Origin of the sequence: Acidithiobacillus thiooxidans ATCC 19377 (assembly GCF_009662475.1) — a bacterium.
Taxonomy (GTDB): domain Bacteria; phylum Pseudomonadota; class Gammaproteobacteria; order Acidithiobacillales; family Acidithiobacillaceae; genus Acidithiobacillus; species Acidithiobacillus thiooxidans.
Genome location: NZ_CP045571.1, coordinates 2,360,485 through 2,372,334, shown reverse-complemented (window position 1 = coordinate 2,372,334; position 11,850 = coordinate 2,360,485). Strand labels below are relative to the sequence as shown.

9 protein-coding genes are annotated in these 11,850 nt (G+C 49.4%); 5 read left to right on the top strand and 4 right to left on the bottom strand.

The window, feature by feature from the left end:
* Positions 1 to 69 precede the first annotated feature (69 nt).
* Genes narI through GCD22_RS12530 form a run of 4 tightly spaced genes read right to left on the bottom strand, consistent with a single transcriptional unit; the run spans position 70 to position 6,627 of the window.
* Entirely contained in the window at positions 70 to 768 is a 699-nt protein-coding gene (gene narI, locus GCD22_RS12545) for a respiratory nitrate reductase subunit gamma (RefSeq protein ID WP_081577250.1), read from the bottom strand.
* A complete protein-coding gene (gene narJ / locus GCD22_RS12540; RefSeq protein ID WP_081577251.1) occupies positions 765 to 1,316 on the bottom strand; it encodes a nitrate reductase molybdenum cofactor assembly chaperone in 552 nt (183 codons plus the stop codon). The genes narI and narJ overlap by 4 nt, the downstream gene beginning before the upstream one ends.
* The gene (narH, locus tag GCD22_RS12535; protein ID WP_065980243.1) at positions 1,313 to 2,875 is read right to left on the bottom strand and encodes a nitrate reductase subunit beta; all 1,563 of its coding nucleotides are present in this window, start codon (positions 2,873 to 2,875) and stop codon (positions 1,313 to 1,315) included. Before narH ends, narJ begins: the two co-directional genes overlap by 4 nt.
* Positions 2,872 to 6,627, bottom strand: a complete 3,756-nt coding sequence (locus GCD22_RS12530; protein WP_153940807.1) for a nitrate reductase subunit alpha — start codon at positions 6,625 to 6,627, stop codon at positions 2,872 to 2,874. The genes narH and GCD22_RS12530 overlap by 4 nt, the downstream gene beginning before the upstream one ends.
* Before the next feature lie 1,102 nt (positions 6,628 to 7,729).
* Here GCD22_RS12530 and GCD22_RS12525 point away from each other — a divergent pair.
* The 5 genes from GCD22_RS12525 to GCD22_RS12505 all read left to right on the top strand — a co-directional run bounded on the left by GCD22_RS12525 (position 7,730) and on the right by GCD22_RS12505 (position 11,736).
* A complete protein-coding gene (locus GCD22_RS12525) occupies positions 7,730 to 8,365 on the top strand; it encodes a glutathione S-transferase family protein (RefSeq protein ID WP_024894890.1) in 636 nt (211 codons plus the stop codon).
* 127 nt (positions 8,366 to 8,492) lie between these two features.
* A complete protein-coding gene (locus GCD22_RS12520) occupies positions 8,493 to 9,215 on the top strand; it encodes an FAD-dependent oxidoreductase (protein WP_024894891.1) in 723 nt (240 codons plus the stop codon).
* A gap of 532 nt (positions 9,216 to 9,747) precedes the next feature.
* A complete protein-coding gene (gene fdxA / locus GCD22_RS19005; RefSeq protein ID WP_024894892.1) occupies positions 9,748 to 10,368 on the top strand; it encodes a ferredoxin FdxA in 621 nt (206 codons plus the stop codon).
* Between the two features lie 9 nt (positions 10,369 to 10,377).
* Positions 10,378 to 10,617: a hypervirulence associated TUDOR domain-containing protein gene (locus GCD22_RS12510; RefSeq protein WP_024894893.1), complete on the top strand. Its 240-nt coding sequence runs from the start codon at positions 10,378 to 10,380 to the stop codon at positions 10,615 to 10,617.
* Between the two features lie 45 nt (positions 10,618 to 10,662).
* Complete coding sequence (locus tag GCD22_RS12505) at positions 10,663 to 11,736, top strand: tellurite resistance/C4-dicarboxylate transporter family protein (RefSeq protein WP_235180106.1); 1,074 nt, start codon at positions 10,663 to 10,665, stop codon at positions 11,734 to 11,736.
* Positions 11,737 to 11,850: the final 114 nt, after the last annotated feature.

Sequence of the window (11,850 nt, the reverse complement as noted above, 5' to 3'; positions counted from 1 at the left end):
CATTCTATAATAATGATTAATCGAATTTTCCCAAACGATTCCGCTTTAATAGAAGATGTATTCTCTCTATTAAACGACGGAACGAATCTTTGAGCGTACCAACTGATAAGGCCTGACAACATAATTTAATGGTACGGTCCATATATGCACTAGCCTACTGAAGGGAAAAAGGAGAAATACAGTAAATCCACAAAACATGTGTATCTTATAGATCAATGGGATGTTTATAATGAGCTGCGGATTGGCTTGAAACTCGGCAATGCTTCGAACATAATGAATAAGTATTTCCATATTTTGGACATGATCATGAATCACTTCGGGCACACTGATGAATTGGGTGCCCAAACCAAAGCAAAGTGTGATCAATAACCATACTAATATAATAATATCCATAGGGCGACTAGCGTAACGCACTTTTGGATCAAGCACTCTGCGTAATAAAAGCATAACTCCACCAACCATTGCCACCACTCCAGCCGTGATACCTGCGCTAGCAGCAAGCCATTGATGCTCGACAGGATCTAAACCTAGCCATTCCAGGGTGTCGGTCAGAAATCCCGTAAAATGACCGAGAAAAAGCGTCAGTATGCCTATATGCCAGAGATTACTCGCCCACATCATATAGCGTTTCGACGCCAAAATCTGACTGGAATAACTAGTCCAGCCGGCTTGCTCACGTTCATAGCGAATAATTGAACCCAACAAGAATATTGTTCCGGCTATGTAAGGATAGATGCCAAACAAGAAGATATTCCAAGACCAGATCATACAGAAACTCCTGATGAAATAGGTGAAAGAAAATGACTGCGATACAGTACTGGTTCTAATAAACGGGCATAGGGACTCTGTATTTCTGAAAGATTGTTTCGCAATATCTGAATACTTTCGTCTGCGCTGCTCAGAAAGATGTAAGACTCCTCTATCTCTAAGGTTGCCGCGAAATCCAAAACAACAGGTAGGAAGTCTGGCAACGCCCGAGCACCTGGAGCCCATCCATAAGTAGAGTAGTATTCAAGAAGTCGGACGAGAACGTCGCCTCGGCCACGATCATCCTCAGGAAGGATGTGATTACTCAGATGCAGGTCGCAACTGGGATTCCAGTCAAATGTATTCACATATAAAGCTTCTAATTGCAAAGGGGCCAGACTTTGCATCCACTTTATGTGATCGTGCAACATAGCAACTTCTTTTTCATGTGCATTGTCTAGTGATTCTAGTGCGAAGGCGATCTCTGGTAGGTTCTGTAGGAGTTCGTCGTCTGGATAATCCAGTAGCAGTGCCACAATGTGCAAAATGGGTTGATGAAAGATGCTCATACGTTTCCCCGGTGCCGAACGAAATGGAGCGGCTGCACGTTCGCCGCTGGTGTTTCTTTGCGACGCCTTGGGAATAGCTCTCCAGCGCTGATACCCACACTACTTTCGTTACCAAACACAAAGCCATTTTGTCCTTGAAAATCGTATGGATCATCCATCATGGTTTCCTGATGGCTGGTAGGGATCACAAACCGATCTTCATAATTGGCTATGGCCAGATACCGATACATATCCTGAGCGGTGGCCTCGTCCAAATCGGCTCCGTCTAAAACCTCTGTATTAGGCACGCCTTGAACATGTAGACTGCGCTGATAGGCTCGCATTGCAATGAGTTTTTTCAACGATGCGATTACTGGCTTATGGTTCCCCGCCGTAAAAAGACTGGCTAGATAGTCGATTGGTATACGCAATGATTCCAAGCGTGGAATTATGTCCTCTGCCTTACTCGGAATATTTCGTGGTGATATTTCGCGCCCCATGGGCGATAAAGGAGGGATATACCAGACCATGGGGAGGGTTCGGAATTCAGGATGCAAAGGCAGTGCTATTTTCCAGTCCATTGCCATTTTGTAAATAGGTGAGCGCTGTGCTGCATCAATCCAGGAATCTGGAACGTCATCGAGTCGTGCTTGTGCGATTACCTCTGGATCGTGCGGATTGAGAAAAATGTTCATTTGTGCTTCATAAAGATCCTGTTCTTCATTCGTGCCGGCCAGTTCAGCAATGCGATCTGCATCGTACAACATAATGCCATTGTAACGGATACGCCCCACACAGGTGTCTGAGCAGATAGTTGGCAATCCTGATTCAACTCGGGGATAGCAAGCAATACATTTTTCCGATTTACCGGAGTCCCAATTGAAATATACCTTTTTATATGGGCACGCAGAGATACACATACGCCAACCGCGACAGCGATCCTGATCAATGAGAACAATGCCATCCTCTTCTCGTTTATAAATGGCCCCAGAAGGGCACGCAGCAACGCAGGCCGGATTTAAGCAATGGTTACACATGCGTGGTAAATAAAAAAGAAAGGTTTTCTCGAATTCCCCCAAAAGGTCTTTGCCTGGGACATCTCTAAGATTGTAATCGACAGATCGCGTTTGATAAGTACCACCCAATTGATCTTCCCAGTTCGCACTCCATTCAATTTTTTCCATAACCTGACCGCTCACCAGTGAAACTGGGCGTGCGACCGGTGCTGTTTCTGATAATTGTGCATTGAGGAGATGTGCATAGTCGTACGTAAAAGGTTCGTAGTAGTCCAAAATCTCGGGTAAATGTGGATTGGCAAAAATAGTCATCAGCTCCCAGAAACGACCACCTTGTTTTAGGGATAACTTACCATTCTTCAATATCCACCCGCCATGCCATTGGTCCTGATTTTCCCAGTTTTTGGGATAACCTATTCCTGGTTTGGTTTCGACATTATTGAACCAGATATATTCCGTTCCTCGACGGTTGGTCCAGGTATTTTTGCAGGTCACCGAGCATGTATGACAACCGATGCACTTATCTAGATTAAAAACGAGAGCAAATTGTGCACGTACTTTCATTGACTTTCCTCCACTGCTTGACGCAGTTCTGTCTCTAGATCCGAGCCTAACTGATTTTCCATCCACGAGATTTGTGCATCGTTTACCTTGCGAATCAGTACTTCAGCATCGCGCTGACTTCCGACAGGTCCATAATAATTCAGTGTCCAGGCGAGTTGTGCATAGCCACCGATCATATGGGTCGGCTTTACAATTACTCGTGTAGCGCTGTTATTGATGCCACCACGTTTACCTGTGCTTGGCGCACCTGGAACATTCAGTGTTTTTTCCTGTTGGTGATACATGATGGCCACCCCTTCTGGAATGCGTTGGCTCACCACCGCACGTGCCATAAGGGCACCATTTTCATTAACTGCTTCTAACCAGTCGTTGTCAGATATTTTAAGCTGATCGGCATCTTTCTCGCTGAGCCAGATATGGGGACCCCCTCGGGAAAGATGCATCATGCGCAAATCGTCATGATAGGTGCTATGAATTCCCCATTTGTCGTGTGGCGTAAGAAACCGTAATACGATGCCACCCTGTTGGGCGATGGCCTCAGGCAAGCCTGCGACGGCGTGTGTGGTTAAAGGCGGGCGATAGGTACAAAGACCTTCACCAAAATCCAACATCCATTCATGATCCAGATAAAACTGACCACGTCCGGTGAGTGTTCTATAGGGCGTGGCATAGTGCACATTTACATATCCAGCATTGTAACTGACTTCTTCCGACATCAGACCACTCCATGAAGGAGATGAAATCACCTTTCGGGGTTGTACTTGCAAGTCATGAAAGCTAAATTTCTCACCCCGGCGATCGTTGGCAAGTTTGGTTAGAGAAAGTCCAGTTTTGGTGCTCAACGACAGCCATCCTTTATGCGCCACTTCTCCGTTAGTCTCCGGGGAGAGATGAAGAACCATATTGCATGCGTTGATATCACTCTCAAGGGAGGGGCGAGCGTCTTCTTTACCCTTTCTTGAAGAAGGGAATGTTCCGTTAATCGCCAGCAATTCCGAAATTTCTTGCCCGGTCTCCCAATGCTCGCCCTTTGCACCATTGCCGTGAGTGGCCAGCAGCGGTCCAATGCTGCTGTACTGTTCATAAATATGCGGATAATCACGTTCCACAATTTCAAAATTTGGACAAGTACGTCCAGGCTCTGGAATTTTTCCTTCACGTTTCCAATCGCTGACTCCCACAGCTTGTCCTAGCTCATTAGGGGTATCGTGAAGTAGTGAAATAGCAAGCAAATCCTTTCTTTTCCCGAGATGTTTTTCAGCAAGTGTTGAAAAGCTTTTGGCTAAATGCCGAAAAATCTGCCAATCGCTGCGACTTTCCCAACCTGGATCCACTGCAGCACCAAGAGGGTGGATGAAGGGATGCATGTCTGTGGTGTTCAGGTCGTCCTTTTCGTACCATGTAGCCGTTGGCAGGATAATATCCGCATAGGCCCCAGTGCTATTTAACCTAAAGTTGATATCTATCATTAAGTCCAGCTTGCCAACGGGGGCTTTCTCGTGCCACTGGATTTCTTGCGAAGCTCTGCCCGAGCCATCTTCTCCCAGCACGGCATTTTCGGCCCCGAGAAGATGCTTGAGAAAGTATTCATGACCTTTCGCGTTGGTACCGATCAGGTTACTGCGCCAGACGAACAGATTGCGCGGCCAATTCTCTTGGTGGTCAATATCTTCACTGGCAAAAGTGAGGTGTCCATTATGAAGTTCATGAGCAACATAATCCGCAACACCTTTGGAATCCTGACCGGCGGCTTCGGCGATATCTAATGGGTTACTTTGAAAGTGGGGTGCGGCGGGAAGCCATCCCAAACGCTCGGCTACAATATTGTAATCTGCCAATGTATGGCCTTTGTAGCTGGCTTTTGCGGCAGGATGCATGAGGCTATCAGCGGTGACGCGCTCATAGCGCCATTGGTCCGTATGTAAATACCAGTAACTAGTCCCCGCTGCTTGGCGCGAGTGTAGATGCCAGTCGCCAGCAAAAGCCAAAGGTAACCACCCAGCTTGGGGTCGAAGTGCTTCCTGACCAACATAATGTGCCCAGCCTCCACCACTTTGACCAACACATCCACAAAGATGCACAAGATTAATAATTGACCGATAATTCATATCGTTATGGTACCAATGATTGGTTCCGGCACCGACAATCACCATGGACTTCCCTTGTGTAAGCACGGCGTTTTCCGCAAACTCTTGCGCGATTCTTATGCAATTCTCTTGTGGAATACCGGTAATGCCTTGCTGCCAAGCTGGAGTGAAAAGCTGATTGCTATCTGTATAGTTTGCATCGGTCGTGCCTTCGATTTCGGCACGGTTGACGCCATATTGTGCAAGCAACAGATCAAAGACGGAACAAACAAATTGTTCACCATGCGTAGTTTGTAAACGGCGCGCCGGGATCTTGCGTTCAAACAGCTTTGCTTGGCCGTCACTATTGCCATAATCAGGGAAAACCACTTGGAGCACGATATCTTGTAAACCTAAGCAGGATAATTCTGCCTCAATGTATTCGTTCGTTGTCGCATCTTCTTGTAGCAGGTTCCAGTTACCCTCAGTTTGACTCCACCGAAAACCTATGGATCCTTTGGGGCATCGATAACTCTCGCTTTTCGAATCATAAACGATAGTTTTCCATTCGGGATTTTCATTTTGACCCAGCTGATTATCAAAATCAGAGGCCCGTAAAAAGCGATCGCTGGTGTATCGGGTATCATCCAACGGTCTTAATAGTATTTGCATCGGCAGGTCAGTGAATTGTCTTGCATAATCTTGAAAATAGGATGTCCTTTTTTGCAAAAAGAATTCCTGTAATACCACATGACCCATTGCTAAAAATAACGCAGCATCGGTGCCCGCTCGTACAGGTAACCACTCATCGGCAAATTTTACGTATTCCGCATAATCTGGAGCTATCGCGACGACTTTGGTACCTTTATATCTGACTTCAGAATAAAAATGAGCATCAGGGGTACGTGTCGCCGGAATATTGGTTCCAGCTACGATGATATAGGTAGAATTATACCAATCGGCTGATTCTGGTACGTCGGTCTGCTCTCCCCAGACTTGAGGTGAAGATGGTGGGAGGTCGCAATACCAATCATAGAAACTCAGTGGTACGCCCCCAATCAATGAAAGATACCGTGTTCCAGCAGCGTAGCTGATCATCGACATTGCAGGAATGACGGAGAATCCGGCGATACGATCAGGTCCGTAACGTAATATGGTATAAATATTCGCAGCCGCAATGATTTCGTTGATTTCATCCCAGCTACTGCGGACGAAACCGCCCAATCCACGCACCGCGATGTAACTACTGCGTTTTTTTGGGTCTTCCTGAATGGCTCTCCAAGCTTCTACTGGATCTTTCCCCGTGGCTCTTTCATGGCGATATAGCTCCAGCAACCGCCCACGGATCATGGGGTATTTGATACGATGAGGACTATATAAATACCAGGAAAAACTGGCACCTCGTTGACAACCGCGAGGTTCGTGGTTGGGTAGGTCTGGGCGCGTTTTTGGGTAATCATGTGCCTGCATCTCAAAAACAACCAGCCCGTTTTTGACATGGACATTCCAACTGCAACCGCCTGTACAGTTTACACCATGAGTCGTGCGTACTACCTTGTCATACCGCCAGCGATGCCGATATGCGTCTTCCCAGAGCCGATCGTCCTGCAATTTGACACCATGTCCATCCGAGAAGGATTCGTGGTAACGAACTAAATACTTCAGGCGATCCAGCAAATGACTCATAAAGAACTCCTTCGATAATGTTTCAGCCGCCTCAGCCTGTAGGATAGGCTTATAAGCTTAATTCATGCGCACAACATGCTTTCTGACCACGTCTGAGTCTGCTTTGAATATTTTTTATTCTTTTCGGTAGTCGAAACCTGTTCCTTAGATAATTTTCCAATAGAAACCAACTCAGCATGTGGCATTAATTCTCCCTCGCAATAACTCAAATTTACGGAGCACTGGAATGAGTGCACACCTAAAAATGAGCATGTTGGGCATTTGGACTAATGCAGAGACTGAATACACAAAGTCTCCGCTTGGAATGGAGTAGCATCTGGCAAAAGCCTAGTTCAGCATCGCAAACGTAGCATAGTGCTTTCATAGTCATAGATCCCATGTCTTTAGGCAAGAGTTAAAAACTGCTAACAACACCTGAGATTGTAGCATGGTTTTGTAACGTGCGGCGCCGGCGATTGGGTTTATCCGCCACAAAGTTGAAGATTGATATAGGCTGGACCGAATCGGCCCCTTTCTTTGATGCCGACAAAGTTCCTGCCTCGACCATTGAAGCCATCGGCTCGGACATGACGGACCTGACGCCAGAGCAATACCGTCATCGGGTCCCCAAAAAACCTACCATCTAGCCCATCTGCCGGTCGCTATGTGACCATCAAATTTGAGCGTCCGGCTATCAAGGGTTTCGACACTCGGGTCATCCATCGTTCCTCTGCCCCAGTAAGCATCATCCCGCCAAAAAGCGCCTATGATTGTCCAGTTTTTCAGGGATCAGCGTCAGGAATGCCCCTCACAACAGGATATTCTTATAACTATTCAGTTTGTTATGACCATTTTTTGCATTGTCTGGTACAGTAAAATCATGATGCCAGCAGGTGGATAATGGATGATATGAATAGCAGCGCCAACCTACTCATCTTCAAAGTGAAACGTTACTGCACGTCAAGGCATTTGTTAAAGAACCCCAAAAGGACGGTTGCGAAACACCCAAAAATCGTCCAGTCTTGCCCCTGTTTGAGGCTCCAATTTTGGCACTTAGAAATGGCACCACTACGCTGACCTCTAGTGGCGTTATATTGCCGACCCGTGACAGGAGATTCCCGCTATGCTGCTTTACGATGCACACAGTCCAGCGCCACGTTGCCTGCGGATGTTCATTCTGGAAAAACATCTGACGATTCCAAGCATTACTATCGACGTATTCGCGGGTGAGAACCGGGGCGAGCCATTTCTTAGCCTTAATCCCGCTGGACAGACGCCAGCGCTGCAACTTGATGACGGGCGGGTGCTGGCTGAGGCAGTGGCGATCGCCGAGTACCTCGAAGAAGAGAATCCGCAGATCGCGCTGATCGGAACGACTGCAATCGAGCGCACTGAAACGCGGCAATGGTGGCGACGCGTGGAACTGAACATCACAGAGTTCATTCACAACGCCTATCACTATGCAGAAGGCTTGGAGCGATTTAAGGATCGAATCCCGGTGGCACCAGAAGCGGCAGACGGGTTGAAGAGGGTCGCCCGAGACCGTACCGCCTGGCTCGACAGTATATTCGGCAATGGCCCTTATCTGTGCGGACAGCGCTTCACTGCAGCCGATATCTGGCTCTACGTTTGGCTCGATTTCGCTGACAGCGTGGGGCAACCCTTCGACCATGCATTACCCCACCTCGGCCCCTGGTTCAATCTTGTGAGCACCCGTCCGAGCGCCGAACGCAGCCGTCAGCTACTCGCTGACGCCTGAATTTGAGCAGGCACGCATCCGGCGCCAGGCCAATTTTCCGGTGCAGGCATTTCCTATCCCGGTCGATGGCTATGCGAGACGTTGCTGCATGCACTATAATTCCAGCAAGGGTCAGGAGAATTGCACCATGACAATCTGCAAAATCAAATTAAAAAGAAAACAGGAAATCGCTGCTGGAACAATGGCATTTTATTTTGAAAAGCCAGAAGGGTTTACTTACAAAGCAGGCCAATACGCTGACTTCACACTGATCAACCCCGCTGAAACTGACGCCGAGGGCAACACGCGAGGGTTTTCTCTAGCGAGCGCGCCTTATGAAGACTTTCTTATGTTTACGACCCGAATGCGCGATACCGCATTCAAGCGGGTGTTAAAAACAGTGGAGCTTGGTGCGGAGCTCACGTTGAACGGTCCTGGCGGCTCGTTCACACTCCACAACAATGCGCGCATTCCTGCCGTCTTCCTCACAGGAGGCGTCGGAGTTACTCCTGTCAGGAGCATCGTTCTTCAAGCCGCGCACGACAAGCTTCCCCACAAGATTTTCCTGTTCGATTCCAATAACAGACCGGAAGACGCGGCGTTTCTGGAAGAACTGATGGAAGCCCAGAAGGAAAATCCGAATTACTCTTTTATCGGCACGATGACGCAAGTGGAAAAGTCAAGCCGAGCGTGGCATGGAGAGATCGGATTCATCACCCAAGCCATGCTTCTGAAATTCATTGGTGACCTGACGCTCCCCATTTACTACGTCGCCGGTCCACGATCAATGGTGCATGCGATGCGCAACCTACTAAATGAAGCGGGAGTCAATGACGACAACATCCGCACAGAGGAGTTCTCGGGTTACTGACGCCAGGCTAGGAGTACACTATGCACATCAAAAAAGAGTGGTGTATGGAAAACCGGACAAAGAGGACGGTGGAAGCAGCCTCTTGGACGGATTTTGGCTCCCGGTCAGCACAAGGGTTTTACCACCCCATTTCACGGGATGTATATCATTAGTGCATTGAAGTATTTTTTATATTAGTAAAACAACGATGTTTTCAAGAGTGAACAATCCAGACGCTGATTCCTACCGAAAATTGACTAATCACGAGTGCTGTGACGGCGAATGGGGGAAGGGAGCGCGACCCTAGGCCTGAGCCACTTCGGCGCCAGTGCACCCTATCCAGAAAATTTCCGCCATCTGGGTTCATCGTGGAGAATGTGGTTTAGAGGGGCTCGACGGTTACTATAACGCGGGCGAGTCGCGGGACAGATAAAATCTATCTGTTTATCGACATGTTGATCAGTTTTGATGGATTTTCGGAAATGGGGCGAGCGCAATCCCGCAGATCTGGTGTTGAGGGCATTTTCGGGGCATACGTTAAGGGGAATATTCAATGACTCATGTGGTTACAGAAGCCTGTATTCGCTGCAAGTATACCGATTGCGTCACAGTATGCCCGGTGGATTGCTTCCACGAAGGCCCTAACTTTTTGGCCATCGATCCGGACGAATGCATCGATTGCACCCTCTGTGTGCCCGAGTGTCCGGTAGACGCCATCTTCCGCGACGTAGATTTGCCGGACGGCATGGAAAAATATCCGGAACTCAACGCGCGCCTGGCACGCCGCTGGCCCGTCATCATTCAAAAAAAGCCAGCCCTACCCGATGCCGAGCAGTGGCGGCATATGCGGGATAAACGCCAATATCTGGACACCGGGGAAGATGGGGCGGAATTGCCCCTGCCCGAGCCGCCCGTGCCCTTGATGGAATACCAGCGCACACCGGAGTTCACCGATGACGACACCCCCGCCGGGCTGCTCCATGAGCATCGCACCAAAGCCGGGGTCTGGGGGCGCATCGTGCTCCTGGAAGGGAACTTGCGATATTGCCTGGAAGACGGCAGCGCCCGCGCCTGGATCCTGAGTCCGGCACGGCCTGCATGGATACCGCCCGATCTGCCGCACCGAGTGGAGTTCCTGGGCCCAGCACGTTTCTACGTAAGCTTTTGGCGCTGAGGAGGCCTCATGAAGAAATTACTGGTACCACGTTTTGCCCTGGGCGATCACGTAACCTGGAATTCGGAGGTAGGCAGGGTGATAGGACGGATCGTTGGCATCCACGACCAGGATTTTCCGGTCCACGGCTATACCCACCATGCGAGCCCGGAAGACCCGCAATACGCCATTCAAAGCGACAAAAGCTGCCATGTGGCCTACCACAAGGGTGGTATCCTGCGTTCCGCTGAGGAAGGATCGCGGGACTGATCATTCAAATCTTACGGAGAGGGCTGCGATATGGAAAGGAATCGTATGAGACTGCCCCGCCTGGTAGACTCCGCCGCCAAGAACTTGGCTCCTGCCTATTTCGCTTTGGTGATGGCTACAGGTGCTGTCTCCTTGGCAGCTCAGGCGGTGGGCGATTTTTTCCTCGCCCGTTTGCTCTTCTGGCTCAACGGAACATTCTACGTTATTTTATGGCTTCTGACTTTTTGGCGCATGTTGCGCTTCGGTCGGTGGATGGGCGTGGACTTCAAGGATTACCAGCGCGGTCCAGGTTTTTTTTCTGTGGTAGCCGGATCCGCTATTCTCGGCAGCCAGTTTGTCCTCTTGGCGAATGAGGAAAAAAAGGGGATGCTGCTCTGGGGACTTGCCATGGTCCTTTGGTTGATACTGAATTATGGCATCTTCACGACCTTCACCATCCAAAAACGTAAGCCTTCTCTGGAGAGAGGCATCACCGGCATCTGGCTGCTGGCAGTGGTCGCTGCACAGTCCCTCGCCGTGCTCGCTGCCGTTCTGGATGCGCACTGGGACCCAGTGCATCGGCTGGAATTCAACTTCATTGCCCTCTCCCTGTGGCTCTGGGGCGGCATGCTCTACATCTGGATCGTGGTGCTTATCTTTTATCGTTACACTTTCTTCCGTTTTTCGGCTGAGGATCTGGTGCCGCCGTACTGGATCAACATGGGGGCCATGGCCATCTCCACTCTGGCGGGTTCCCTGCTCATCGCCAACGGCGGCAAGGCACCATATCTGCACTCCCTTCTACCATTCCTTAAGGGTTTCACCGTGTTTTACTGGGCCACCGGAAGCTGGTGGATTCCGCTGTTGATTGCCTTGGAGTTCTGGCGCCACGGAGTCAAGAGGCTTCCGATGCGTTACGATCCTCTCTACTGGGGCGTCGTATTCCCCCTCGGCATGTACAGCCTCTGCACGCTCCATATGGCACAAAGCATGGATCTGCCCTTTTTACTCCCTCTCGGACATGTCTTTTTCAATCTGGCTCTGCTCGCTTGGGTGATCACCCTGGCCGGAATGATCCATCATTTGGGGCTGAGTCTACGCGCCGGGACGAAGACCAGAATCCCCCGCCCTTTGCCATGAGGCCAAAAGCGGACGATCCTTGCATCTCAGGGCATCCATATTAATATGACGGGGTTGGCGATGTACCCGCTCCCAGAACATTGGCCTCGGGACAGAAACCAGTGGGATCCAACC

Coding starts and splice junctions, on each gene's coding strand:
- narI (WP_081577250.1), bottom strand. CDS start 768: ATGATCTGGTCTTGGAATATCTTCTTGTTTGGCATCTATCCTTACATA.
- GCD22_RS12525 (WP_024894890.1), top strand. CDS start 7,730: ATGCTGCTTTACGATGCACACAGTCCAGCGCCACGTTGCCTGCGGATG.
- GCD22_RS12530 (WP_153940807.1), bottom strand. CDS start 6,627: ATGAGTCATTTGCTGGATCGCCTGAAGTATTTAGTTCGTTACCACGAA.
- narJ (WP_081577251.1), bottom strand. CDS start 1,316: ATGAGCATCTTTCATCAACCCATTTTGCACATTGTGGCACTGCTACTG.
- GCD22_RS12505 (WP_235180106.1), top strand. CDS start 10,663: ATGAGACTGCCCCGCCTGGTAGACTCCGCCGCCAAGAACTTGGCTCCT.
- fdxA (WP_024894892.1), top strand. CDS start 9,748: ATGACTCATGTGGTTACAGAAGCCTGTATTCGCTGCAAGTATACCGAT.
- narH (WP_065980243.1), bottom strand. CDS start 2,875: ATGAAAGTACGTGCACAATTTGCTCTCGTTTTTAATCTAGATAAGTGC.
- GCD22_RS12510 (WP_024894893.1), top strand. CDS start 10,378: ATGAAGAAATTACTGGTACCACGTTTTGCCCTGGGCGATCACGTAACC.
- GCD22_RS12520 (WP_024894891.1), top strand. CDS start 8,493: ATGACAATCTGCAAAATCAAATTAAAAAGAAAACAGGAAATCGCTGCT.